Consider the following 25393-nt stretch of genomic DNA (forward strand, 5'->3'; position numbering starts at 1 on the left):
AAAGAGAACGTCTTATGTACCAAGATCTGATTAGAAGTGAATTAAACGAAGCTGCTGAAGTTCTGAATAAGTTTTTAAGTGATGACCACAACATCGCGCAAATCGAAGCGGCAGCGAAAATGATTGCTGACTCATTCAAGCAAGATGGTAAAGTGTTGTCGTGCGGTAACGGTGGTTCTCACTGTGACTCTATGCACTTTGCAGAAGAGCTAACAGGCCGTTACCGTGAAAACCGCCCAGGTTACGCTGGTATCGCTATTTCAGATCCAAGCCACCTTTCTTGTGTGAGTAACGACTTTGGTTACGATTTCGTATTCTCTCGTTACGTAGAAGCAGTAGGCCGCAAAGGTGACGTTCTGTTTGGTTTGTCGACTTCTGGCAACTCAGGCAACATCCTAAAAGCGATTGAAGCGGCACAAGCGAAAGGCATGAAGACGATCGCGTTAACGGGCAAAGATGGCGGTAAGATGGCTGGTCTTGCTGATATCGAGATCCGCGTACCACACTTTGGCTACGCAGACCGCATTCAAGAAGTGCACATTAAGATCATTCACATCATTATTCAGTTGATCGAAAAAGAGATGGAATAAGATTTACAACTAAGCCAAATGCTGGCTTAGTTGTGTTTTAAGGTAAGGAGTTCGTTAAACCATGTGTGAATTGCTCGGCATGAGCGCAAATGTTCCAACAGATATTTGTTTCAGCTTTACAGGATTGATGCAGCGCGGTGGTCGCACTGGCCCGCATCGTGATGGTTGGGGGATCACTTTCTATGAAGGAAAGGGGTTCCGTACTTTCAAAGATCCCAACCCAAGTTGTGACTCTCAGATTGCTGAATTGGTGCAAAACTACCCGATCAAAAGTCGTGCTGTAGTGAGCCATATTCGTCAAGCTAACCGAGGTGGTGTGAATCTCGAGAATACCCATCCGTTTACGCGAGAGCTTTGGGGACGTTACTGGACGTTTGCACACAATGGTCAACTGACTGATTATCAGGATTTGCACACAGGACGTCATCGTCCGGTTGGGCAAACGGACAGTGAAATGGCATTTTGCTGGCTGCTAAAACAGATGGAAGATAAGTACCCTGAACCTCCTCAAGATATGGAAGCGGTCTTTATCTATGTCGCTGAATGTTGCGATAAGCTGAAAGAGAAGGGCGTGTTTAACATGCTACTTAGCGACGGTGAGTTTGTGATGGCTTACTGTACCAACCATTTGTACTGGATCACGCGTCGTGCACCATTTGGCAAGGCGGCTCTGTTGGATGAAGATGTTGAGATTAACTTCCAAGAAGAGACGACGCCAAACGATGTGGTTTCTGTGATTGCGACTCAGCCATTAACGGGTAATGAGACATGGCATCGCATGAAGCCGGGCGAGTACGGTTTGTTCCATGTTGGTGAATTGGTGCTGAATAACGCTGAAGCGTTAGCGGATGTGCCGTTTGCCGCGCCGAAGCCAGGTAACCAAGCACCGACAGAACCGTTGGAGTGATGGTTTTCTCGCAGTAGAGCATTCGAATAAAACAAAAGGCAGCCTGTGATGGCTGCCTTTTTTGTCTTTGTCGTTTGGAATTGAGAATTACTCGTCGGCGTAGCCGTGTTCACCAAGCTCAAAACCATCAAGATACGCTTTACCATCTCTCATCGTTAGCCTTTCATCTGCTAGCCATTTAGTGACCATTGGGTAGATCTTGTGTTCTTGAGTCTGAACGCGTGCAGCGAGTGCATCGGCATCGTCGTCTTCAAATACTGGTACTTTGGCTTGCAGTACCACAGGACCGCCGTCTAACTCTTCTGTGACAAAGTGTACGCTAGTGCCGTGCTCTTTATCGCCCGCATCAATCGCGCGCTGGTGGGTGTGTAACCCTGGGTATTTAGGTAGAAGAGAAGGGTGGATGTTGATCATCTTACCCAAATAGTGGGAAACAAACGCGCCACTGAGAATACGCATATAACCTGCAAGCACAATCACGTCCGGTTGGTATTCATCGATTTGTTTCATCAGTTCAGCATCAAAGTCTTCACGTGATTCGAATGCTTTTGGATCGACAAAATGCCCATTCACATCAAACTGTTTTGCACGCTCTAAACCATAAGCATCAGCTTTGTTGGAGAACACCGCCGCGACTTGTGCATTTGGCATACTGTCTTCGCAAGCTTCCAAGATGGCTTGAAGGTTACTGCCGTTACCCGAAATGAGGACCACTATGTTTTTCATGATGTTGAGACTGCCTTGCTATTGTAGGTTTGAAGTGCGTATCCGCTAAATTACCTACTATTAGAATGGTTTTCGATGTTCCAGATAGCAGAATGAGGACATCGCGTCCTCATTCTTTTTATTTTTTGAGCTTGATTCGCAAGTTATTGGATTTCAACTTGCTCTTCATTGGCTTCTGCTTGAGCGATTTCACCAATCACCCATGCGTTTTCGCCTTCTTCTTTAAGAAGTGCAACCGCCGCTTCAGCTTGGTCTTTAGGTAGTGCTACGATTAGACCAACACCACAGTTGAACGTACGGTACATTTCGTGCGTTTCAACGTTGCCTTTCTCTTGTAGCCATTTGAAGATGATTGGCCATTCCCAGCTGTTACCGTCGATCACGGCTTTAGTGCCTTCAGGCAGTACGCGTGGGATGTTTTCCCAGAAGCCACCACCTGTAATGTGAGAAATCGCGTGGATGTCGTGCTTCTCAATCATCTTAAGTGCTGATTTGATGTAAATCTTCGTTGGTTCTAGTAGGTGCTCACCGATAGTGCGACCTGCTAGCTCTTCTTTTTTATCTGCGCCAGAAACCTCTAGGATCTTACGGATAAGAGAGTAACCGTTTGAGTGTGGACCGCTTGAGCCAACAGCGATTAGTGCGTCGCCTGCTGCTACCTTCGTGCCGTCAATCACGTCTTCTTTTTCTACTACGCCAACACAGAAGCCAGCAACGTCGTAGTCTTCGCCTTCGTACATGCCCGGCATTTCAGCTGTTTCGCCACCGATAAGTGCACAGCCTGCTTGAACACAGCCATCAGCGATACCAGAAACCACGTCTGCCGCTGTGTCTACGTCTAGTTTGCCTGTTGCGTAGTAGTCTAGGAAGAATAGAGGCTCAGCACCTTGAACGATTAGGTCGTTTACACACATTGCCACTAGGTCAACGCCGATAGTGTCGTGCTTGTTCATATCCAGCGCTAGGCGAAGTTTTGTACCTACACCATCAGTACCAGAAACCAGTACAGGTTGTTTGTATTTTGTCGGCAATTCACACAATGCGCCAAAACCGCCGATACCACCCATCACTTCAGGGCGACGAGTACGCTTAACCGCACCTTTAATACGATCTACAAGCGCGTTGCCTGCATCAATATCTACACCAGCGTCTTTATAGCTAAGAGAAGAGTTGTTACCACTCACAGGGAAGTCCTCGGTTTTTAAGTTGGATATGAAAACGGCGCTATTCTACCAGTGGTTAAATACAGATAGCAAACGTTTGCGTCGGTTTTTTTCTTTAGTGATCTATCCTGATATCCCTGCAAAAATCATGTATAATCTGAAGGTTTGTTTAAATATTGCCAATAAAGCCGGAGATGGAAATGAAAGTTGTTGAAGTTAAACACCCTCTAGTGAAACACAAAATCGGTCTAATGCGAGAAGGTGACATCAGCACGAAGCGTTTTCGTGAGTTAGCGACAGAAGTCGGTAGCCTACTTACTTACGAAGCGACTGCAGACTTTGAAACAGAGAAAGTAACCATTGAAGGTTGGAATGGTCCTGTAGAAGTTGACCAAATCAAGGGTAAGAAAGTAACAGTAGTGCCAATCCTGCGTGCAGGTCTAGGTATGATGGATGGCGTTCTTGAGCACATGCCAAGCGCACGTATCAGTGTTGTAGGTATCTACCGTGATGAAGAAACACTTGAGCCAGTACCATACTTCAACAAGCTTGCTTCTAACATCGATGAGCGTATTGCTCTAGTTGTTGACCCAATGCTTGCAACGGGTGGTTCTATGATCGCAACAATCGATCTTCTAAAGGAGAAAGGTTGTCAGGCTATCAAGATTCTTGTTCTTGTAGCGGCTCCTGAAGGTATCGAAGCACTAGAAAAAGCGCACCCAGATGTTGAGCTATACACAGCGGCAATCGATGAGAAGCTAAACGACAAAGGTTACATTGTTCCTGGTCTTGGTGATGCAGGTGACAAGATCTTCGGTACTCAATAAGCATTATTGTTTTTACTGAATTCAAAAATAAAGGCTTGGTGAAAACCAAGCCTTTTTTGTCTCTGCTATTTGAAAGTTAGCTACGAGATGCGAGATCAGGAAGGGCGACTTAAATCAATCAAGCCGCACCATACTTACTTCGCGTTGTCTTCTTCCATCTGTGCATTATCTACCACGTGGTTTTCACCAAGGTCGTGTGGTAGCACTAGATTAAGAATGATTGCAACGATACCACATAGGCTTACACCTTGTAGGCTGAACTCGCCAATGCCGAAAGCCATACCGCCGATACCAAATACTAGCGTTACCGCTACGATCACTAGGTTACGTGATTTGTGCAGGTCAACGTTGTTCTTAATCAGTGTGTTTAGACCAACGGTTGCGATAGAGCCAAACAGTAGAATCATGATGCCGCCCATTACTGGAACTGGAATTGTTTGAAGAATCGCGCCAAGCTTGCCGACTAGAGCAAGGACGATTGCTGTAATAGCTGCCCATGTCATGATCACTGGGTTGAATGCTTTCGTTAGCATTACCGCACCGGTTACCTCGCTGTAAGTGGTGTTTGGTGGCGCGCCAACCATAGAAGCCGCAATTGTTGCTACCCCGTCACCTGCGATGGTGCGGTGCAGACCCGGTTTCTTCAGGTAGTTTTTACCCGTTACGTTTGAAATCGCTAGCATGTCACCCACGTGCTCTACTGCTGGAGCGATAGCAACTGGGATCATGAATAAGATCGCATTGATGTTGAACTCTGGTGTGGTGAAGTTTGGCATGGCTAGCCAAGCCGCTTGCGCTACCGGAGTGAAATCCACTACGCCGTAGAATAGAGAAACAGAGTAACCTGCCAAGATACCGCCAACGATAGGAACCAGCTTTAGGAAACCTTTCGCAAACACGCTCAGTGCAATCGTTGTTAGCAGTGATACTGCTGAGATGATAACTGCTGCATCGCCATTGATAAGTTGCACTGCGCCGTCACCAGTTTTACCTACTGCCATGTTTACTGCCGTAGGTGCCAGACCAAGGCCAATTACCATGATAACTGGGCCAACCACAACGGGTGGCAGAATCTTATGGATGAAGCCAACACCGCGCACTTTGATCATTGCGCCCAGAGCCACATAAACCAAACCTGCAGCCATTAAGCCACCCATGGTTGCACCGATACCCCAAGTTTGGATACCGAACATAATAGGAGCAATAAACGCAAAAGAAGAGGCAAGGAAGATTGGGACAGAACGTTTAGTAATCAGTTGGAAAAGAAGGGTACCCACACCAGCACCAAATAGCGCAACGTTTGGGTCAAGGCCAGTCAGTAGTGGTACCAGCACGAGAGCACCAAAAGCGACAAAGAGCATCTGAGCGCCTTGTAACGCATTTTTCATAATTATTTCCTATTCAGAGATACGCAGACAAATTCGCGGAATATTATCACTACGGCAATCGATTGCAATGTTACTTAGATCAAATTTTTGGATGGATTGATAATTGAAAGGAATAGTTTGTTCTCATAGTGGGTTTTAACTTGGTCAGAATACCGACAATTCACTCAGTACTCTTCTTGCTCAAGTTTTGATAGTTGCTTATCATGCGTGTTCTTGTTCAGAGGATTATGAAAACTATGCGCTATTTAGCTCTCTTATTGATAGGTTGGTTGTCTCTGCCAGTTTATGCATTAACTCAGGTGGATATCTATCGTGCCGAAGTGGCGATCGACGGTGAGCAAAAAGACGGCGAAGAACTCGCTCGTCAACAAGGTATGCAAGATGTGATTGTGCGTGCGACAGGTAGCCAATCTTCCCTTAGCAACCCAGTAATTAAGAAAGCAGTGGGTTCAAGTTCTCGCTATATTTCTCAACTTGGTTACGGCCAAATTGATGGTCAAAACAGCTTGAAGATGCTGTTTAACAGCGGCCAAATCCGTTCACTGCTGACTCAAGCTCAGCTGCCATTGTGGTCACCAAACCGTGCCAACATTTTGGTGTGGATGGTAGAAGAGCAGGGCTACGATCGCACGATTACGTGGGAGCACTCAGATTCAGCAAGTGCAGCTGCGTTGCGTGAAGCCGCACAAGCGCGTGGTTTACCGGTCACTATGCCTGTGGGTGATTTTGATGATGTTACGGGTGTGAACGTGTCTGACCTTTGGGGTGATTTCGTTGATCCAATTAGCCAAGCGAGCCAACGTTACCCGGTCGATGCGGTACTGATCGTACGCGTTCAAGGCGATAAGCTTCGCTGGACTCTGTACGACCAATCACCAGCACAATTGTCTGAATCAAAGCAGTCTCCACGCAGTGGTTCTGCATCAGGTGCGAATGCGATTCCTGCGATGATGGGCGGTATTGCTGATTACTACGCGAAGAAGAGTGCGGTGGTGGTTTCAAGCAAATCGTCTAAAGCCTTAGATGTGAAAGTACTGAACGTTGAATCAGCAATGGATTTCTTTGAGCTAGAGAATTCGCTAACCAAGCTTAACTCGGTAGCGGGTACGGAAATCAAGCGTATTCAAGGCAACCAAGTGACGCTAACGATTCATCTATTGGCCTCACAGCAGGCGTTTGAGCAAGAAGCGTCTTCGATTCGTCCGTTAGAAGTGACTGAAGATCCGATGGTGGGTATGGAACCAGCAACACCAGTGCAGCTTCCGGTAGAACCTGCTCAACCAGCACAATTGCCAGCAGAGTCAGAAGAAGGTCAAACGGCGAATGTGGTTGAACTCGATGCCGCGAACGAGCAGGCTCAGCCAGAGCAGCCTTTGATCGCTCAGCCAGCACCAGTGCAATACGACTTGATCTATAAGTGGAAGGCGCCTGTGCGTACTCAAGCTGAGCCAGTAGAGGAAGAGTCAGAAATCGCGCCAGTGCTAGAAACAGACGTGGTTGAAGATCATCTGACTTAACTCGTGTTCAATAAAAAACGAACAAAAAAGAGTCGCCTAGTGCGACTCTTTTTATGTATGTACCGTCCTAAATAAGGTAGCTACATTTCCAACATTACATTGACGAATATCATGCAGACACTGAAGCTGGATGTTTCTGAGCTTATTACTTATTCCTTATCACTTATTGAATTTAGCTTTCTCTTCTTTCTCAACTTGAGACAAGCGTTTTAGCTTCAAACCTAATTCTTTACCTCGTGCTCGTGCAAACAATATGTTGCCGACGAAGCCAAGTGAGGTAAGCGCTAACTCCACAACGGCTAACCACCGCTCACCGCCATCAACATACAGAATCGTTAGGGCGTGCAAGAAGTAAAGCATTAAGACGAAGTTTGCCCACGCGTGCGTGTAAGGCTTGCCCGCAAGGATACCCGGAAGCGGCAATAATAGAGGGATACACCACGCAATCGCCAGCGTAGTGCTGCTTAGATGCGGGTGAGGGGAAAGGGCTAATTGCCAAATCGCGACCCAAGCCAATAACGCCAAATTGCCAAATAGCGCCATATAGCGATAGGTTTGGGTGCGTGTGCTGAGAGGTGGTTGGTCAATAATGTCAGACATCGATTTACTTATCCTTGAGCTTACTGACTTCCTTTGAGCTTTTGCGCTGCGGTTGCCAGTCGTTTTCCTAATTGTTGTGCGAGACGAATCTCTTCTGCGGTAAGGCTTGGTTCGTGTCCTACACTGCTTGCCCCGTAAGGCGTACCACCAGACTTTGTGGTGTGCAGTTCGGGCTCTGAGTAAGGAATACCCAACACCATCATGCCGTGATGCAGAAGTGGGGTCATCATGCTCTGCAGCGTCGTCTCTTGACCACCGTGCATTGAAGACGATGAGGTAAACACACAGGCTGGTTTATCGATAAGGTCGCCATTCACCCACAAAGGTGTGGTTTGATCCCAAAAGTGCTTGAGCGGCGCTGCCATGTTGCCAAACCATACTGGGCTGCCAAACGCGAGACCATCGCACTTCTTCAATTCATCTAGAGTAACAAGTGGATCAGAAGGGGTATGTGAGTGAGGTGACAATTCTTCAACTGTACGCAAAATCGCTTCGCAATGAGGAGTCGATTCGACCCCTCTTGCTATCTGTCTTGCCAGCTGTTTTGTTGAGCCATGACGGCTGAAATACAAAATGAGGATCTGGCAATCCATTTACAGAATTTCCAACACTTGCTCTGGTGGACGACCGATCTTCGCTTTACCGTTTGCAACCACAACAGGGCGCTCGAACAGTTTAGGGTTTTGCGCCATTGCGTCGAAAAGCTGCTCATCAGTCACTGAGGTGTCACCAAGTGCTAGCTCTTTGTAAATGTCTTCTTTGGTACGCATCATTTCGCGTACTGAAGAAAAACCAAGTTGAGCGTAAAGTGCTTTCAGTTGTTCAACATTAAGCGGTGTATCTAGGTATTTAACCACTTCCGGTGTTACACCATTTTGCTCAAGCAGTTCTAGAGTTTGACGGCTCTTCGAGCAACGAGGGTTGTGATAAATCACGACTGACATGGTTTTCTCCATTTCGTTATTGTAATGCCATGAATCGATCTCTTTGGATCATCAGTTGGTCGATACGAGCATCATATCGAGCTTGTTTCAAGCTGCCCAACTCAGCAATTTTACTTGCTTCACTATAATACTGGATCGCTTTGTTCCAGTTTGCTCGCAATGCCAAAATTTCGGCACGTGCGGCGAGTTCTTCATCATTGTTGCCCAGAGCGTGGTTGCCTTTTGAAAGCAGGTGCCAACCATTGGTATCCTCCGGGTTATCGTGAGTGTAGCGCTGCAGAATACGTACTGCTTCTTCGTCTTTCTTCGCCTCAAGTAATGCGTTGGCATAGTTGATGGTTAAGACGTTGTTTTGCGGATTACGTTTTAGTGCGCTGCTCAGCATATCGACCGCTTTTTGTGGCTTTTTCTGCGCAATGTACAAATCTGTCATTGCGTCTAAGTAGAATGGGTTGCCAGGGTCTTGTTGTAGCAGCTTTTTCAGCAGCGGTTCTGCTTCGCTCAGGCGTTTGTTATCTAAGTGAACCAGCGCACGCCCGTAATCAAACGATGGCATGATTTCTGGTGAGGCTTTTTTCTGAGTACGCTTAAACCATCCCATCGCAGCTTGTCCATCGATACCTGCGTAACGCGCAACGATCCGAGCTCGCGTCAAATGGTAGTCAATCGAAGGCATGATGCGCATTGGCGGATAAGCTCGGGCACGTGCTCGGCTATCGGTAATACGGTCTTCTGGTAATGGGTGAGTCAGCAGCATTGGTGGTGGCTTGCTGGCGTAGCGATATTCATCCGCTAGGCGACCAAAAAAACGTGGCATTGCTTGTGCGTCAAAGCCTGCTTTTGCCAGTGTCGCGATACCAAAACGGTCGGCTTCTTTTTCGTTTGAGCGGGTGTAGTTGATTTGGCTTTGCATGTTGCCCGCGGTTGCTGCCGTTACGGCTGCCATGCCTGCTTCTGGGGCGGCAATGGCAAGTAACAGCGCGCCAGCTAATGCAGCCATCGTTGCCGGAGAACGACGTGCTTGCTCTTCCATGCTTCGTGCGAGGTGGCGCTGTGTGACGTGCGCGATTTCGTGCGCGACAACAGAGGCCAGTTCACTTTCGGTACGAGCATGTAAAAACAGACCCGAGTGCAGAGCAACATAACCGCCAAAGAAGGCGAATGCGTTGATGTTGCGATCTCGAATCATGAAAAAATGAAACGGAGTTTTTACGTCATTCGCATTCGCGACCAAACGGTGACCGAGGGTGTCAATGTATTCATTGATGACAGGGTCGCTAACAATAGGGCTGCTTGATCGAAGCATACGCATGTAGGCGTCGCCGTAAATCAACTCTTGATCGATTGTTAGCGTGCCCCCAGCTGCCGTACCAATATCAGGGAGGTCGAGACTATTGGCGTAAATCGGCGCAGGTGTACTCAATGCAGCAGCAAGGCATAAACAAACTAGCGAGCGAGTGCGTTTTAACATACGGTTTAAAGATTCTCCAAAATACCGAGTCTGTGCTTGAGAGATGAATTCCTTTCAACGTCAGCACAGGCTTTATGGTCATCCGTGTCGGATGAATATGCTAGCAATAAGACCGAAGATAAACGAATTGGTTTCGTAAATTGTCATACACATAACTTTAAATTGTTAATTTAGAAGTCATTGTCGTCTACGCTTAAATCACTAGCACCAGCTCAAAAAGCCGTTACAATACAACCCTATCACAAGTGCAGAGCAATACAATGGAATCCATGTTACTCGATTTGCGTGAGCAACGCTGCCCTATGGCGCTGTTACTTGCTAAGCGTCACGCTGCAGATGTGTTTCAGGGAGAAACACCGCAATATCATCAGCTTGTCATTCAAGTGGTGGACAAAAGCTCTAAACACGACATCGTGAAGTATTTGCGTCACCAAGGTTATACGGTGGATTGCCAAGCTTCGCCAGAACACTTCACTTTGACAGTATTCAATAAGGAACCTTCATAAGATGCTTGAAATGGTAAGTCGTTGGTATAAGCGACGCTTTTCTGACCCACATGCAGTGAGCCTAGTGGCGATCTTGCTGTTCGGTTTTATCACTATTTACTTCTTCGGGCATTTGATTGCGCCATTGTTGGTGGCGATCGTTCTTGCATACCTACTTGAATGGCCAGTGACACAAATGTGCCGTTTGGGGATTCCTCGTACCTTCTCTGTGATTACCGTCATTCTCATCTTTATTGGTTTGATGCTGATTGCCGTATTTGGTTTAGTACCGACCATTTGGACTCAGGTCGGAAACTTAATCAACGACATCCCGAACATGTATGCGGGGCTGCAAAAGTTTATTGCAACTTTGCCACAGCGCTACCCTGAGTTAGCAAACTTACAAATTGTCGAAACCGTCGTGACTAATGCGAAGAACCAAGCGATTGGCTTGGGTGAGAGTGTTGTGAAGGGCTCGTTGGCTTCTTTGGTTAGTTTGGCTACGTTGGCGGTTTACCTGATCCTTGTTCCGCTGTTGGTGTTCTTCTTGTTGAAAGACAAAGAAGAGATGATGAGCATGGCGAGTGGCATTCTGCCGAAAAACCGTAAGCTAGCGAACAAAGTGTGGCATGAGATGAACGAGCAAATCTCTAACTACATTCGCGGTAAAGTCTTAGAAATCCTTATCGTAGGTGGTGTGAGCTACGTTACGTTTGCGATTCTAGACCTGCGCTACTCTGCATTACTTGCTGTTGCGGTGGGTTTGTCAGTACTGATCCCATACATCGGAGCTGCTGCGGTGACTGTGCCTGTTGCGATTGTCGGTTTGTTCCAATGGGGCCTTACACCACAGTTCTATTGGCTATTGGTTGCTTACGGCATTATTCAGGCATTGGATGGCAACGTATTAGTACCTGTATTGTTCTCAGAAGCGGTAAACCTTCACCCTGTTGCTATTATCGTTGCTGTGCTGGTATTTGGTGGATTGTGGGGCTTCTGGGGCGTGTTCTTTGCGATTCCATTGGCAACGCTAGTGAAAGCGGTATGGAACGCCTTGCCAAGCACCGAAGAAAACGAGCCGATACAAGAATAGAAATGAATTCCAATAAAAAGCCCAGCGATTGCTGGGCTTTTTGATATGCGGATGAAAACTAAAGCTTACGCGTTTTCTTTTAAATAGTTCACAACCACTTCATGGTGGTCTTTGGTTTTGAACTTGTTGAACACGTGTTCAATCACGCCTTCCTCGTTGATCAGGAAGCTGATACGGTGAAGACCATCGTACACCTTGCCCATGAACTTTTTCTCGCCCCATACGCCGAACTGGTCAGCAACCGCATGGTCTTCGTCAGAAAGTAGTGTGAAGTTCAGCTCATCACGTTCGATGAATTTACCTAGGCGTTTTACTGGGTCGATGCTTACGCCCAATACCACAACGTTGTGTGCGTCTAGCTCTGCTTTTACATCACGCAGACCTTTTGCCTGAGTGGTACAACCCGGCGTCATTGCTTTCGGGTAGAAGTAAAACAGAACTTTCTTGCCTTTAAAGTCACCAAGAGAAACGGTGTTGCCATCTTGGTCGAGCAAAGAGAAGGCTGGCGCTGGCGAGCCTGCTGTCAGCGTATTCATGGTTATGTCCTTTACTTATAGATTATTTTTAATGAAATTCAGAGAACCTTGTACGTTGAGCGTGTTACAAAGTTCATCGAAATCTTCTTGTAGTTGCATCAGATTGCAGTCAGCGCTCACTGAAGCGGTGATCGCGATGTGGAACTGATCCGCATCCAATTGGATTTTTGATTTACTGATGGTTTGCGCACTAAGAGAATGTAGGCCAATCTGTTTATCGGCGAAGAACTGTGTGAACTTTTCAGTTAGGCCGATGCGATCTTCAGATTCAATGAACACTTCCATCGTGTAGCTGTTGTCGAGCAACTCATGTGCTGACGTGCGTTTCATGATGGTAATGAGGTCGTGTTCTTGCCCAAGAAGTGGCAATTGCGTCTCGACGCGAGTGACATTACTGGCGTTCCCAGTAAGCAGCATGATAAGCGTAAATTCGTTACCAAAGATAGCGATACGGCTATCGACAATGTTACAGCCAGCTTGTGTGACGAGCTTAACCACTTGGTTACATATGCCCGGACGATCCTTTCCAACCGCTGTAAGTACCAGATGTTGCTTCATAAATGAGCTTCTTGTCCTTTCTTTCAATAGAGAGATGGTAGCACAGATACAGCACAGAAATGTCGAGTCAGTTCTTTTTTTAAACTTGTTAAAACGCTTTGTTGATTAAGTGAACAGTTTGCTTGCGAGGCGTTCTATTAATTCACTCAACGCTGACTTGAGCCTCATGACGAGAGAGTATATTCCGCGCCTAATTTAAAGTGGCGAGCTCAGCTTGCTCACGGCGTATCGCCATTAAACACAATTATCAGAATGGCTAGGATTGAGAACAAAATTCACATTTTAGTTGCGAGACCTCTAACAACTGATAATTATTCATTCATTTGTACTTTGTAAGCGAGTTTACGCTCTTGTGTTTGTCAATCGCATTACAGTACCATGCAGAAAGAGTAAAATGAGGGAGATAAACATGTTTTCAGGAAGTATCGTAGCGCTGATTACACCACTAAAAGCAGATGGTGAAGTAGACTTTGATAGTTTACAAAAGCTTGTTGAGTACCATGTTGAAGCAGGTACAGACGGTATTGTCGCAGTTGGCACCACAGGTGAGTCAGCGACTCTAACCATTGAAGAGCATGTAAAGGTCGTAAATAAAACCGTTGAGTTTGCAAATGGTCGTATCCCAGTGATTGCTGGTACGGGTGCAAATGCGACCCACGAAGCAGTTACATTCAGCAAATTATTGGCTGATTCTGGTATCTCTGGCTTCCTGAGCGTAACACCTTACTACAACAAACCAACTCAAGAAGGTTTGTTCCTACACTACAAAGCAATCGCAGAAGCGAGTGACGTACCTCTAATTTTGTACAATGTACCGGGTCGTACTGCAGTAGATATGTCTCCTGAGACAGTGGCACGCTTGTCAAAGCTTGATAATATCGTGGCACTGAAAGACGCGACAGGCGATTTGAGCCGAATTGCACTTCACCGTGAACTTTGTGGCGAAGATTTTATCTTACTAAGTGGTGATGATGCGACTGGCCTAGAATTTGTTAAACTTGGCGGTCACGGCGTTATCTCGGTAACGAACAATATCGCAGCGAAAGACATGGCAGACATGTTCCATTTGGCAAGTGAAGGTAAATTCGACGAAGCAGAAGCGATCAACGAACGTTTGATGACTCTGCATAAAAACCTATTCGTGGAATCAAGCCCAATCCCAGTAAAATGGGCAGCACATAAGCTTGGTTTGATTGAAGAGGGTGAATTGCGTCTTCCTTTGACCCCACTTTCTGAAAAATCGCAGCCAGTCGTGGAACAGGCGCTAACAGACGCCGGTATTTATTAAGATTGAGTTGCTAGGATTGAAGTTCATGCTGGGGGCAAGTAGGCCCTCAGTGTTTTAGGAGTATAAATGAAGCTTTCAAGCCAGTTAGTGTTAAGTTCACTAGCTGTATTCGTATTGACTGCCTGTTCAGGTGGTGCCAACCAGCGTCGTCAAGCAAAGGACGACTTCGAGTATTTGAACACACCAGCTCTGGAAGAGTGGAGTGTACCGGCAGGTGCTCAACCTCAGTTTTACCCTAACTACCGTATTCCTCAAGGAAACTATGCGGGTGGTATCGGTAAAGAAGTTGATATTCGTCCGCCTCAGCAAGTATTGGAATTGATCCCTGGTGCTCGCCTAGACCGCAGCAACGACGGTGAAGTAACACTATGGCTGCTTCGCAAGGATGAACTGGATAAAGTTTGGCAAACCGTTCAAGAGATGGTTTCAGAGAACAAGATCCCGGTAGAAAACCAAACGGACAATCGTATCGAGACTGGTTGGGTCACTTGGAACTCACCTGATGAAGACATGGAAATCGGTAGCCGCTACGAAATTACTCGTGGTGAGATGAACGGTCGCCATGGCTTTAAAGTAAGCTTGATTGATTGGCGTGAAGGCAACCAAGTGAAAGAAGTAACACGTACTAACCGTGAGCGTTACAACGTGTTTATGACTAACTTGGTGACGGCTCGTTACGACCAACATGTCCGCGAAGAAGCCCAGCGTAAAGCGCAAGAGCTCGTGAAACACATCCCAATTACGATGGGTAAAGACCGCAGCGGTCTGCCAGTGATCATTGCTCGTGCTCAGTACAATGTGGTTTGGAACCGTCTACCAGATACGCTACCTAAGATGGGCTTCAAGATTGAAGAACGCAGCCAATCTCAAGGCACTGTGACTGCGAAGTACGCATCACCAGATGACGCGTTCTGGAATGACATCGGCGTGAAGCCAGTCGACCTAGCTCCTGGTAAGTACACCTTCCTACTTGGTGACTTGGGTAACCGTACTTCTATCAACATTACTGACTCTGCTGGTAAGCCAGTAGAAGAAGAGTTCTTGAAGTCACTGGCGCCAGTACTTGCTGCTGTTGTGAAAGATTAATTACTCTCTATAGCTAAGTAGTTAGATACAGACAAACAAAAGGGACCTCAATGGTCCCTTTTTGCTGTTTGTTTCAACGAGAATGCTCGACGGGGTAGAGCGCCTGAAGTGGTATCAAGCTTGTCTTGAATTCACAGAGAGGTTAACGAGATTCGTCTTTCTTCTCTCCGTTTTCATCGTAGCGCTCTTTATCCAGTTCGTTCAGTTTGTCTAAATCGTTCTTGCGACCTTTATCCATCTGACCGAACTTCATTTTGGCGGTGTACTTGAGAGCAGCGATATTACCTACCACGATGCTGAGCACTATGATGATAATGACCCAAGGGTTGGTTAGTAATTCGATCATAGAGCCTCCGGCGGCGTGATATTGTGAATGAATTTGGTAACGACCTTATCCAAATTATTCAATATGACGTCGATCCCTGCAATGCTGTCGATCTGATTTTGCTCAATTAACTGATTTCTCAGCACTTCGGGCGTCAGATGAGTTAAGCATTGTTGCCCAACCGATTTATGACTGATGTGCCAAGGTTCAATCGCCACGCCACCCAAATCTTGTCGGTAAGGGAAGAAAAAACCAAAGCTATCTAGGTTGGCTTCCAACCATTGGTAGAACGCCAGCTGATGACCTTCTAAGTATTCCCACGGCTCCAATTGTAATTGCGTGCTTGGCGGTAACAAGTTACGCGCATAGACATCAAAATCACAACCCCAATGATGTCGGCTACCGCCGGGTAGGGCTGACCAGCGCAGGATCGCCATCAGCTTTTCTTCATCACTGAGCTTCGCTTTGTCTAAAGGTTGGGAGTGGGAATCTAAGATCGTTAAGTCACCAGCAAACTTACCGTTCCAGATGGCTTTTTGGCGATGAAAATCGCGAAAGCCGCTGGCGATTTCCATCTTAAAGCCAGCTTCGATTGCGGCTTCAATCATCTTCAACAAATCATCGACGACTTCTGGATGAAGCATAAACGCCTTTTGACCCACTAACGTGGATTGAAGATGCGAATCGGTGATTCCGGTAAGTTGCTCTGGTGTCATGGTGTTCTCGTTAAATACTACTTGCTGTACTCGCAGGCGCTATTTTGCCAATAAGTGCTTTAGCGTGTTCTCGTACATGTCGGTCAATTTCTCTAGGTCATCGACTTTCACACACTCGTTCACTTTATGGATCGTTGCGTTCACTGGACCAAGCTCAACCACTTGGCCGCCCATGCGTGCGATAAAGCGGCCATCAGACGTACCACCTGTGGTCAGAAGTGCAGGCTTAGTGCTGTTCACCTCATCAACCGCCGCAACGACGGCATCAAGTAGCGCACCTGTATCGGTTAGGAACGGGTCGCCATTGAATGTCCACTTTAGATCGTAGTCTAGCTCGTGTTTATCCAGAGTCTCAGTGATGCGTTGAACAATCACTTCATTGCTCAATTCAGTACTGAAACGAAGGTTAAATTGAACGTTAAACTCACCCGGAATCACGTTAGACGCGCCAGTACCTGCCGAAACATTCGGGATCTGGAAGCTAGTCGGAGGGAAGTAGTCGTTACCTTGGTCCCACTCAGTGGTCGCTAATTCATGGATTGCCATAAGCGACTGATGAACTGGGTTGTTCGCTAGGTGAGGGTAAGCGACGTGGCCTTGAGTGCCTTTCACGGTTAGATCGCCAGTGATTGAGCCACGGCGGCCATTCTTCACGACATCACCAACCACTTCAGTACTTGAAGGTTCGCCAACGATACACATATCGATGTTCTCGCCGCGATCCATTAGCGTTTCAACCACGCGAACCGTACCGTTGATGAAAGGGCCTTCTTCGTCTGAAGTAATCAAAAAGCCGATCGAGCCTTTGTGGTCTGGGTTTTCTGCAATAAAGCGCTCAACCGCCACGACCATACACGCTAGCGAGCCCTTCATGTCTGCGGCGCCACGACCGTGAAGGTAACCATCGATAATAGTCGGCTCAAATGGGTGGGTGTCCCATTGTTCTAGCTTGCCTGCTGGTACGACATCGGTGTGACCGGCAAAAGCAAACAATGGTGCTTCTGTACCACGGCGAGCCCAGAAGTTAGTGGTGTCCTCAAACACCATCACTTCGATTTCAAAACCAAGCGCTTTTAATCGCTCGATCATTACATCCTGACAGCCTGCATCTTCAGGCGTTACGGACTGGCGGCTGATCAGGTCTTTAGCGAGTGCCAGTGCTGGACTGTCTGTCATCCTTGAGTGTTCCTTTAATTAAGAGTTAAAAATGGTCGCGTATTGGTCTGCTTTGAAACCAATATGAAGTTGGTCTTCAACTTTCAAGATAGGGCGCTTAATCATCGCTGGGTTTTCTACTAACAGCGCGATTGCGTTTTCTTCGTTAAGGGCGTCTTTTTGTTCTTGAGTCAGCTGACGGAAAGTCGTGCCACGCTTGTTCAGAACCTGCTCCCAACCTAGTGCGTTACAAAATTCAGTCACCATTGCCGCATCGATACCTTGTTTGCGGTAGTCGTGAAAATCAAAAGCAACGTTTTCCGCTTCTAGCCATTTCTTGGCTTTTTTAATCGTGTCGCAGTTTGGGATGCCGAACATGGTGATCGTCATATTATTTCCTTTTCTCTTTGTGCTTTACTTATCGGTTTGCGCTATGGAACGCCCGATTTTGCATTGTTTTTGGCTGTTCAAGCATCCTATCAAGAAGCAACCACTGTGACAAAATCATGCGGCGAATATTTCACAGGTCAGTGCTCTATTGGGCCGTGCCCAGTCGCTCATTCCTCCACCAAACAGCGATAAGAATTATAAAAAACTTGGCTAAATAGCACGGAAAAGTCGAGTTATTGATCAAACGCAACATCTCGCCGAGCAAAAAAGAAATGCTGAATCAGCACCTATTGGAGGTCGTCGACTATATTGAGTAGAAAGATGTATCGCTGGTGGCTTTAAATCTTGGTATTGATACTAAGTCACCGATAAGTCGACTAATGCTTACGATGATAGGTGCAATAGCTAGCTTTGAACGGCAGTTACTTTTGGAAAGGCAGGCTGAAGGGATTGCTTTGGCTAAGAAGAAAGGTCGGTACAAGGGGCGTAAACCCACAGCTAGAATAAAACAAGCGCAGGTGCATAAGTTACTTGCTGATGGTATGAGCAAGAGATAGGTTGCAAATGAATTAAGTATTAGCCTTTCAAGTGTATATCGGGTGGTTCAATAGAGCATGGGAGTGCTACGTTAAGCATTAATTCAGATAAAGGTCTCTGATGGGGGGATAATATGTATTAATGGATTATTTAGCCCGTTTGTCGATAGGCTTATCATAATTTGCCATCATTACGACAAGACCAAAACAGTCGTAGATCTCAAAGCTAAAACAAAAATAAATCAGCATTCTATATAGTTGTGAGTTATATGCGATAATGGAATGTGAAAATACATTTATAACGCTAGGTCATACATGGCTTACACACACTTATCTGACAGTACATTTTGGGTCGCTCTTCAACAAAGGGATGATTTAGAGGCATTTGGTAACTTAAATGCAGCGATGTACGCTATTGAGTTACATGGGCAATATAGTGATATGAGCTCTATTGCTTCCGAAATCATTACTGAAGGTGGGGACGACGAGAATATAGATATACTATTTACTGACGAAGACAATGCTCGAATCTATATGATTCAATCCTTTCAGTCTCCACACTTGCGCCAACAAGGAGCTCGCCCAAACAAAGCACGTGATAGCAGTTATGCCGTTACGGCTTTGTTTGATATGGAGTTAGATCAGATTCCTGAGCGAATTCGGTCTCAGGTCTCGAATGCGAGAGCAGCGATATCGGAAGGAAAAATTCACACCATACACATCTGGTTCCTAAACAATTGCCCAGAGACTGGTGAAAATCAGCGAATAATGAACGGTATTGGTAGCAGTGCGGTATCTACATCACGCACACGCTACCCAGAACAAAAACTGACTATAGATGCTAAAGAGTTTGGGTTAGATACGTTGGACTTACTCTATGAAGCTCAACAGAATTCAATCATTAATTAATGACACTATTGATATTAATAACTCGCCGGGCTTCTTGGAAAAAGATGATGATAACTGGCAGTCATTTAGTACTAGTGTTTCAGGGAGTTTTCTTAAGCAACTATATGATGACTACACAGAAGAAATGTTGTTTAGTGCCAATGTCCGTGGATATATGGGGAGCAATAAAAAAGACCAGTACATAAATGGTCAGATTCAACATAGTGCCGTTAACGAGCCTAATGACTTTTTTGTTTGTAATAATGGTATCACGGCGCTAGTGCATGACTTTCAGGTTGACTACCTTGATGAAGAGCGATCACTGGGTAAACTGAGCAATATAACTGGGATATCTATTGTCAATGGAGCTCAAACAACAGGTTGCCTATCCAACTTAACAAGTCAAGTCGACGAAAATGTAAAAGTTGCTGCAAGATTTATCAAGGTATCTGAAGACAGTAAGATTGATAAGATTACGAAAGCAAACAACTCTCAAAATAAGATACTAGCATCTGACTTTCGTTCGGGGGACGCTGTGCAGGATAGATTGCGACGTGAATTCGTTGCGATACCAGATGCATACTATACTGGTGGATTAAGGTCAAACTTAGCGCCAGCAATCAAGAAAATATCTCTTTCTCCAGAAACCATAGCGCAAATTCTAATTGCTTATCACGACCACCCGAATAGTAGTTATCATGATAAAAAAGATATCTGGGAAACGGACACTCTTTACAATAAAGCATTCGATAGCACAGTGACTGCCCGCCATTTGCTTTTTTTGTACACACTAAATGAAGCTATAAATGAAGTTAAGTCTGAGTATGCAACTAAGTTTCGTCATGGACAATTAATAAGCACGGATGAATCCAAATATGAGTTTCTGAGAAAACCGGGCGTTTCATTCATTATAATTCATGCTATTTCGTCAATTATGGAAATGATTGTAGGTGGACCAGTAGCTAACCCTTATGCTCTAAGTTACAGAGATAGTATAACGAGGGCACAAGCAATTGAGCTATGGGTTGGTGTCGTGAAGCAAGTAATTAAAAGGACAACTCGTTTAATGCCTGCCACAAATAATCGACTTTCTCGCCGACAAGAGATTACAGATGCGATAAGTTCTTTCAGAGAAGACATGGATATGTTCAATGAAGACTTTGATAATTGGTTTGGTGATTTTAAAGGATCACTGAGTATCTGAACGTTTTTGCAACAAGAGTTGTAGTCACATAACTATAGTCTAGTGACAAACATGAAACGACCCTAGAGACCATGTCTCTAGGGTCGTTTTTCTATTTTGGGAAGCCTTTTTCACAGGGTCCAGTCTATTGGAAACTAGTGTCATAACAGATACCATATTCTTAATTTTATAGATGACATATTTTGGATTGGGACTAATGGGTCGGGTTACGCAGATAATTGATTTGTTGAGTGATGAAGCATTTCCTTCTGTTTTACTCTTGGACGGTGCCTGGGGGAGTGGTAAAACACATTTTGTAAATACTGAACTCAAAGGAGCGTTAGAATATAAATTCAAAAAAGATGTACTGTTCTTTTCACTGTACGGCATATCGAGTATTGGAGACTTCAGAGACAAGCTTATTTCATTAATGTTATCCGATGGAGATTCAACAAAGATAGCTACGTTTATGTCTAAAGCTGTTGACGGTTTAGCTCAAAATATGGGAGAGCGAGGGGTCGGAGCTGTAATCTCTGGCGTAGCAGGAGCTTACAAGCATGCTTTGTTTTCTAAACTTAGAGACTATGTACTAATTCTTGATGATTTAGAGAGAGTTTCCCAAGATGAGACCATTAAACATATTTTGGGCGAGTGCTTAAATCTTGCAGAGTCAAAGGGCTTTAAAATTGTCGTTGTGGCGAATGAGGATAAAATTCGATGCAAGGAAGATATCGAAAAGGTATTCGTTGATAAGGTTAAATTTAGCTTAACGAATGAGGAGTTGTTTTCATTTGTTGTTGGTGATTATCAGGATGTTCTCTCTGGCAGTTTAACAAATGAACTTAGTCTATTGGTCTCAACACTAAAAATTAGAAACATTCGAGTACTGAAAAGGGGACTAAACCGCTTTAAAAAACTACATAAACTCGTTGCTAAAGATGATTCGCTTTCTACTGAATTAGCCTTATCCAAGTTACTTGACCAGACTATTCGGACTTGCTACGCAATCTATGAGCGTGGCTTAGACTCAGAGAGTATTGTTTGTGCTGTTGAAACCCAAGTATTCCGTAGAATGGTATCTCGGGGTGAGGATGAATCTGTAGAAAGTGAGTACAAAGAACACGATGAAATTTTTCCGAGTCTTTATACGTCAATTCCAAAGCCTCTAATTGAATTCTGTAGTAACGGTGTCCTTAGCTATGAAAACTTAGCCCAAGACTTCGAGCTGCCTGTAGTAGCGAAACCAATTGAAGCGGTGACGTCATATTGGTCAAGGTTTCGTATAGATGATGATACCTTCAATAAGGGCGTATTAGCTTTGCAAAATGCAATCAATAATCCTCAAACTATGAATATAGCTGAATGGTTCGGTGTTTGTAGCACTTATATATCGCTATTGAGAGACCAAGCAATTGATACAACTTTTGGTGATGAAGCCCAAATAGTGACTATTGCTTCTAAAGTAAAAGTTACAGACTTCCTTCCACTTCCCCGAGATTACGATAGATTCTTGCAAGTAGAGAATTACCTTGAGTTGCAAGATATCTTTGAGTCTAAATACTCAGAGTACTCAAGTTTGTCAGTAGTAAGAGATAGCTCGGAATTTATTGTTAAGTTCAAGCAGTCGCTTGCCAGTGTATATCAAGAGATATCAGAACATAAATCACACAGACCATTACTTAATCATATTGGAATTGGCAATTTCGAACATGCTTTTCGAGAATGGAAGGTTGAGGAATTATTCGATTTTGGAAGGCTGTTATCTAGTAGGTATAATTTTTCTAATCTTGGCGATTTTTTTGCTGATGAACTCGCTGCTATGGATGAGATGTTAGCGTTAATTGAAAGGCTAAAAGAAGAGTGGGGCCCAAGTAGAAGGACGGGCGCGTTGGCTTTGATACAGCAAAGAGTTGAATTAGCTTCAAAAAAGCTCGCTGAAGCAGAGAATAGATAGAGTAAACATTGTTCATTTAAAGTGTGATGGAAATCACGAGTTGAATGGGCGTTGTTATATGTACGGATGTCTCTAAATTGTCTCGCAGTTTGGGATGCCGAACATGGTGATCGTCATATTATTTCCTTTTCTCTTTGTGCTTTACTTATCGGTTTACGCTATGGAACGCCCGATTTTGCATTGTTTTTGGCTGTTCAAGCATCCTATCAAGAAGCAATCACTGTGACAAAATCATGCGGCGAATATTTCACAGGTCAGTGCTCTATTGAGCCGTGCCCAGCCGCTCATTCCTCCACCAAACAGCGATAAGAATGATAAAAAACTTGGCTAAATAGCACGGAAAAGTCGAGTTATTGATCAAACGCAACATCTTGCTGAGCAAAAAAGAAATAATGAATCAGCACAATTTTAGGAGGTGTCAATGGAATTGAGTCCTGTTTTTGCAAGGCGGCTATATTTGGCCTTGTTGGTGGAAAACCTAGAAAGGCCAAATGTACCAAAATTGATCGAAAGAACGGGGTGGCCTCGTCGTACTATTCAAGATGTACTCAAGGCATTACCGGGGATCGGCATCGAACTCATCTTCGTTCAAGATGGTCGACGTCATAACGACGGCTATTACCAACTTTCGGATTGGGGACCTTTTGACAGTCAATGGGTTCTTGAGCGAGAGGGAGATATCGCTAGCAGTCTTGGATTTCGTGCATAAGCCAGCAATTGCTGGCTTTTTTTACGTCTGGAAAACGCTTATTGGCAGCGGTAGGCAGTACCTAGCACGCTGAAAGAAGTCACAAAGTCTTGTGGGGAGACCATGTAAACGGTGTCGGCCTCGAGCAAAGCGGCGTTGTTTTTTAAATCGGCCATCGCACCATGCATCATGGCATCGTTGGTGTAGAACAAGTAACTGTACCAGTGACCTTCGCTGCCCGTGACTTCACCTAAATACTCGCATTGCTCCGGATTGAACTGGCTATCAAAGCGAATCTGAACGTCATCACTTGATGTTGTTGGTAGCGTTGATGGTGACGAACAGCCTATCAAAGCTAGTGCGATGCTTCCTATCATCAAATAACGTTGCATATTATTTCCCCATCACGATGTAAGCCACAAAACCAATCCAACTCAGAACCAATAGTGCCCAAGGTAATACAGCTGGTTTGCTCGTTGGTGCTTCAATATTTGTTGATTCTTGTTCAACGACGTCATCACGTTGACGCTGTTTTTCTCTCTGTTGTTTTTTCTTCGCTTTATCGGCTTGTCGATTACGTTCCTTCTGCTGTTTCTTGTACTGAGCGATGCCTTTTTCAATCCCCTGAGCGATCAGTTTCGTCTGCTCTTTGGTTTGCCCAGGCTTTTGGGTTGATTTGGCAATTTTCATTGCTTCAGTTTGGGTTTCTTGAGAAGGAGCGGGTGCTGCTGTGTTTTTCTTTTTCATGCTTTTTTATCGACGTCACTGTAAATCTTAACTTAGTTTACCTGCGTAAGATGACGAAATGAACTTTAGTTCTCATCTTTGCTGGGTTGCAACTCTTAAGCGATCGGTTAAAGTGGCGTTTTTATGAAACTAAGAAGACGATATTGTGCGTTACTCATTTGATCAGTACGACGCTCATGGATTTTTGAAAGCGCCAATTATGTTATGGCTAGGTTGGATGTTCCTAGCACGCTCTTGGGTGGTGTTTGCCATGGCAGGAGTAAGCAGAGACAGCGGTAGCAAGATACTATCGATTGTTTACCCTGACTCTAATACGTTATACCTCGGACTATCGATGGGTATTCCTAGCCTGTTGCTGATGTGGTTGATGGGCTTGCGTCATCCTGACAGAGGCTGGGTGAATCAAATTACCCGACATGGTCGCGCTATGACTTTGATCTTGTGCGGTATTCAATTGGCTCAGACCATGTATCATGTCTACCTCGAACATGGCGTATTCAACTGGGCTAACGCGCTCACAATTACCCTGTTAACTTGGTTTATGATCTATCTTCTAAATGGAAGATGGGTGAAAGACTGCTTCAACGTGCCACAAGTTGAGCACAGAGAAGAACAGCCATCAAAAAATTAAGAACAAAAATTTCCCGTACGGGGCAATAAAGAGGATATCTCAATGTCACAAGCTCAAACGGCGATTGTGCCTGAAGCAGGACCATTTGCACTTTACACTCAGTTAAAGGTGAACCAAAACCGTGAAAACGTACTGGCGAAACTGAAAGCGCTACCTGAGCTAGTAAATGAGCTAAATGCGAGCCAACCAGGTGCAGACCTAACGATTTCTATCGCATTCACTAAGTCTTTCTGGCAGCACCTAAACATGCAAATGCCAGAAGAGTTGATCGACTTCCCTGAGCTAGGTGAAGGCGACGTGATTGCGCCTGCATCTGATGTTGATGTACTGATTCACTGCCACTCAACTCGTCACGATTTGCACTTCTATGTACTGCGTAAATTCCTAGTGGATACAGCAGAAGATGTAACAGTCGTCGACGAAACTTACGGTTACCGTTACCTAGATGCTCGTGACATGACGGATTTCGTAGATGGCACAGAGAACCCGAAAGGTGATGCGCGTGCTGACGTTGCATTGATCAAAGACGGCGCTTTTGCTGGTGGTAGCTACGTGATGGTTCAACGCTTTGAGCACAACCTTCCTGCATGGAACCGTTTGAATGTCTCTGCTCAAGAGAAAGTCATTGGCCGTACTAAACCAGACTCTATCGAGCTAGAAGACGTTCCAGCTGCTTCTCACGTAGGTCGCGTAGACATTAAAGAAGAAGGTAAAGGTCTTAAGATCGTTCGCCACAGCTTGCCATACGGCACAGCGACTGGTGCACATGGTCTTCTGTTCATCTCTTACTGCAACACTATCCACAACATCAAAGTGATGCTTGAAAGCATGTACGGCGTGACGGATGGCAAGACAGACCAACTGCTTCGTTTCACTAAGGCGGTAACAGGCGCGTACTTCTTCGCTCCATCACAAGAAATGCTAGCGGAATTGGCGATTAAGTAATTTCCTAGAAGCAACGTATACTAAAGCCCTCCGCTCGGAGTAATGCCGTTCGGATA

At 45.2% G+C, this 25393-nt stretch carries 30 protein-coding genes; 15 read left to right on the forward strand and 15 right to left on the reverse strand.

Going from position 1 to position 25393, the window contains the following annotated elements:
• Positions 1-14 precede the first annotated feature (14 nt).
• Together lpcA and KIO97_RS17985 are read left to right on the forward strand one after the other, a co-directional pair.
• Positions 15-590, forward strand: a complete 576-nt coding sequence (gene lpcA, locus KIO97_RS17980) for a D-sedoheptulose 7-phosphate isomerase (RefSeq protein WP_005436835.1) — start codon at positions 15-17, stop codon at positions 588-590.
• Positions 591-651: 61 nt separating this feature from the next.
• Positions 652-1497 (forward strand): class II glutamine amidotransferase, encoded by an 846-nt coding sequence (locus tag KIO97_RS17985; RefSeq protein ID WP_285383579.1) that lies wholly within the window; start codon positions 652-654, stop codon positions 1495-1497.
• Between the two features lie 87 nt (positions 1498-1584).
• Here the strand turns inward: KIO97_RS17985 and purN are convergent, their stop codons facing one another.
• Together purN and purM are read right to left on the reverse strand one after the other, a co-directional pair.
• Positions 1585-2223 carry a phosphoribosylglycinamide formyltransferase gene (purN, locus tag KIO97_RS17990; RefSeq protein ID WP_171373413.1) on the reverse strand — a complete coding sequence of 213 codons (639 nt, stop codon included), beginning with the start codon at positions 2221-2223 and terminating at the stop codon, positions 1585-1587.
• Between the two features lie 143 nt (positions 2224-2366).
• A complete protein-coding gene (gene purM, locus KIO97_RS17995; protein ID WP_285383580.1) occupies positions 2367-3407 on the reverse strand; it encodes a phosphoribosylformylglycinamidine cyclo-ligase in 1041 nt (346 codons plus the stop codon).
• A gap of 179 nt (positions 3408-3586) precedes the next feature.
• Between purM and upp the strand changes: the two genes are divergently transcribed.
• The gene (gene upp / locus KIO97_RS18000; protein WP_005533963.1) at positions 3587-4213 is read left to right on the forward strand and encodes a uracil phosphoribosyltransferase; all 627 of its coding nucleotides are present in this window, start codon (positions 3587-3589) and stop codon (positions 4211-4213) included.
• A 134-nt stretch (positions 4214-4347) separates the two neighbouring features.
• Here upp and KIO97_RS18005 read toward each other — a convergent pair whose 3' ends face one another.
• The gene (locus KIO97_RS18005) at positions 4348-5601 is read right to left on the reverse strand and encodes a uracil-xanthine permease family protein (protein ID WP_285383581.1); all 1254 of its coding nucleotides are present in this window, start codon (positions 5599-5601) and stop codon (positions 4348-4350) included.
• Between the two features lie 236 nt (positions 5602-5837).
• Between KIO97_RS18005 and KIO97_RS18010 the strand changes: the two genes are divergently transcribed.
• The gene (locus KIO97_RS18010) at positions 5838-7118 is read left to right on the forward strand and encodes a DUF2066 domain-containing protein (protein WP_285383582.1); all 1281 of its coding nucleotides are present in this window, start codon (positions 5838-5840) and stop codon (positions 7116-7118) included.
• Positions 7119-7277: 159 nt separating this feature from the next.
• Here KIO97_RS18010 and KIO97_RS18015 read toward each other — a convergent pair whose 3' ends face one another.
• From KIO97_RS18015 to KIO97_RS18030, 4 genes are read right to left on the reverse strand one after another with little or no spacing between them, the layout of a single operon-like run.
• On the reverse strand, positions 7278-7718 hold the full coding sequence (locus tag KIO97_RS18015) for a DUF2069 domain-containing protein (RefSeq protein WP_005432995.1): 441 nt from the start codon (positions 7716-7718) through the stop codon (positions 7278-7280).
• A gap of 20 nt (positions 7719-7738) precedes the next feature.
• Complete coding sequence (gene wrbA / locus KIO97_RS18020) at positions 7739-8311, reverse strand: NAD(P)H:quinone oxidoreductase (protein WP_050905832.1); 573 nt, start codon at positions 8309-8311, stop codon at positions 7739-7741.
• Entirely contained in the window at positions 8312-8662 is a 351-nt protein-coding gene (gene arsC, locus KIO97_RS18025; RefSeq protein WP_005533970.1) for an arsenate reductase (glutaredoxin), read from the reverse strand. It lies immediately after the preceding gene.
• Positions 8663-8678: 16 nt separating this feature from the next.
• Complete coding sequence (locus KIO97_RS18030) at positions 8679-10133, reverse strand: M48 family metallopeptidase (protein WP_005433075.1); 1455 nt, start codon at positions 10131-10133, stop codon at positions 8679-8681.
• A gap of 269 nt (positions 10134-10402) precedes the next feature.
• On the opposite strand from KIO97_RS18030, the gene KIO97_RS18035 reads away from it, so the two are divergent.
• A complete protein-coding gene (locus tag KIO97_RS18035) occupies positions 10403-10639 on the forward strand; it encodes a sulfurtransferase TusA family protein (RefSeq protein WP_005433029.1) in 237 nt (78 codons plus the stop codon).
• Between the two features lies 1 nt (position 10640).
• The gene (locus tag KIO97_RS18040; protein ID WP_045369541.1) at positions 10641-11711 is read left to right on the forward strand and encodes an AI-2E family transporter; all 1071 of its coding nucleotides are present in this window, start codon (positions 10641-10643) and stop codon (positions 11709-11711) included.
• A 65-nt stretch (positions 11712-11776) separates the two neighbouring features.
• On the opposite strand, the gene bcp is transcribed toward KIO97_RS18040, so the two are convergent.
• Both bcp and KIO97_RS18050 read right to left on the reverse strand, forming a co-directional pair.
• A complete protein-coding gene (gene bcp, locus KIO97_RS18045; RefSeq protein WP_005433058.1) occupies positions 11777-12247 on the reverse strand; it encodes a thioredoxin-dependent thiol peroxidase in 471 nt (156 codons plus the stop codon).
• Positions 12248-12262: 15 nt separating this feature from the next.
• A complete protein-coding gene (locus KIO97_RS18050) occupies positions 12263-12805 on the reverse strand; it encodes a glycine cleavage system protein R (protein ID WP_005433038.1) in 543 nt (180 codons plus the stop codon).
• A gap of 409 nt (positions 12806-13214) precedes the next feature.
• On the opposite strand from KIO97_RS18050, the gene dapA reads away from it, so the two are divergent.
• Both dapA and bamC read left to right on the forward strand, forming a co-directional pair.
• Positions 13215-14093 (forward strand): 4-hydroxy-tetrahydrodipicolinate synthase, encoded by an 879-nt coding sequence (gene dapA / locus KIO97_RS18055; protein WP_005433063.1) that lies wholly within the window; start codon positions 13215-13217, stop codon positions 14091-14093.
• A 66-nt stretch (positions 14094-14159) separates the two neighbouring features.
• Positions 14160-15179 (forward strand): outer membrane protein assembly factor BamC, encoded by a 1020-nt coding sequence (gene bamC, locus KIO97_RS18060; RefSeq protein WP_081233436.1) that lies wholly within the window; start codon positions 14160-14162, stop codon positions 15177-15179.
• 142 nt (positions 15180-15321) lie between these two features.
• Here the strand turns inward: bamC and KIO97_RS18065 are convergent, their stop codons facing one another.
• Genes KIO97_RS18065 through KIO97_RS18080 form a run of 4 tightly spaced genes read right to left on the reverse strand, consistent with a single transcriptional unit; the run spans position 15322 to position 17765 of the window.
• Entirely contained in the window at positions 15322-15525 is a 204-nt protein-coding gene (locus KIO97_RS18065; protein WP_005433031.1) for a DUF2897 family protein, read from the reverse strand.
• Positions 15522-16220 (reverse strand): M15 family metallopeptidase, encoded by a 699-nt coding sequence (locus tag KIO97_RS18070; protein WP_285383583.1) that lies wholly within the window; start codon positions 16218-16220, stop codon positions 15522-15524. The genes KIO97_RS18065 and KIO97_RS18070 overlap by 4 nt, the downstream gene beginning before the upstream one ends.
• 39 nt (positions 16221-16259) lie before the next feature.
• Entirely contained in the window at positions 16260-17396 is a 1137-nt protein-coding gene (dapE, locus tag KIO97_RS18075) for a succinyl-diaminopimelate desuccinylase (RefSeq protein WP_285383584.1), read from the reverse strand.
• A gap of 18 nt (positions 17397-17414) precedes the next feature.
• Positions 17415-17765, reverse strand: coding sequence for an ArsC family reductase (locus KIO97_RS18080; protein ID WP_005433033.1), 351 nt, complete (start codon positions 17763-17765; stop codon positions 17415-17417).
• Between the two features lie 332 nt (positions 17766-18097).
• Here KIO97_RS18080 and KIO97_RS18085 point away from each other — a divergent pair, with 332 nt between their 5' ends.
• The 5 genes from KIO97_RS18085 to KIO97_RS18105 all read left to right on the forward strand — a co-directional run bounded on the left by KIO97_RS18085 (position 18098) and on the right by KIO97_RS18105 (position 23035).
• The gene (locus KIO97_RS18085; protein ID WP_285383585.1) at positions 18098-18322 is read left to right on the forward strand and encodes a recombinase family protein; all 225 of its coding nucleotides are present in this window, start codon (positions 18098-18100) and stop codon (positions 18320-18322) included.
• Positions 18323-18616: 294 nt separating this feature from the next.
• Positions 18617-19210 carry a hypothetical protein gene (locus tag KIO97_RS18090; RefSeq protein ID WP_285383586.1) on the forward strand — a complete coding sequence of 198 codons (594 nt, stop codon included), beginning with the start codon at positions 18617-18619 and terminating at the stop codon, positions 19208-19210.
• Entirely contained in the window at positions 19179-20393 is a 1215-nt protein-coding gene (locus tag KIO97_RS18095) for an AIPR family protein (protein WP_285383587.1), read from the forward strand. The genes KIO97_RS18090 and KIO97_RS18095 overlap by 32 nt, the downstream gene beginning before the upstream one ends.
• Positions 20394-20589: 196 nt before the next feature.
• Positions 20590-22326: a P-loop NTPase fold protein gene (locus KIO97_RS18100; protein ID WP_285383588.1), complete on the forward strand. Its 1737-nt coding sequence runs from the start codon at positions 20590-20592 to the stop codon at positions 22324-22326.
• A gap of 421 nt (positions 22327-22747) precedes the next feature.
• Positions 22748-23035 carry a helix-turn-helix domain-containing protein gene (locus KIO97_RS18105; RefSeq protein ID WP_005445349.1) on the forward strand — a complete coding sequence of 96 codons (288 nt, stop codon included), beginning with the start codon at positions 22748-22750 and terminating at the stop codon, positions 23033-23035.
• 38 nt (positions 23036-23073) lie between these two features.
• Here the strand turns inward: KIO97_RS18105 and KIO97_RS18110 are convergent, their stop codons facing one another.
• Positions 23074-23406 carry a DUF4156 domain-containing protein gene (locus KIO97_RS18110; RefSeq protein ID WP_050905835.1) on the reverse strand — a complete coding sequence of 111 codons (333 nt, stop codon included), beginning with the start codon at positions 23404-23406 and terminating at the stop codon, positions 23074-23076.
• Position 23407: 1 nt separating this feature from the next.
• Positions 23408-23761 carry a DUF2956 domain-containing protein gene (locus KIO97_RS18115; protein ID WP_005433025.1) on the reverse strand — a complete coding sequence of 118 codons (354 nt, stop codon included), beginning with the start codon at positions 23759-23761 and terminating at the stop codon, positions 23408-23410.
• Between the two features lie 145 nt (positions 23762-23906).
• Between KIO97_RS18115 and KIO97_RS18120 the strand changes: the two genes are divergently transcribed.
• A complete protein-coding gene (locus KIO97_RS18120) occupies positions 23907-24392 on the forward strand; it encodes a DUF2919 domain-containing protein (RefSeq protein ID WP_050905836.1) in 486 nt (161 codons plus the stop codon).
• A gap of 42 nt (positions 24393-24434) precedes the next feature.
• Entirely contained in the window at positions 24435-25337 is a 903-nt protein-coding gene (locus KIO97_RS18125) for a Dyp-type peroxidase (protein ID WP_010449646.1), read from the forward strand.
• Positions 25338-25393: the final 56 nt, after the last annotated feature.

It is taken from the genome of Vibrio sp. B181a (assembly GCF_030248375.1).
GTDB classification, from domain to species: Bacteria; Pseudomonadota; Gammaproteobacteria; order Enterobacterales; family Vibrionaceae; genus Vibrio; species Vibrio campbellii.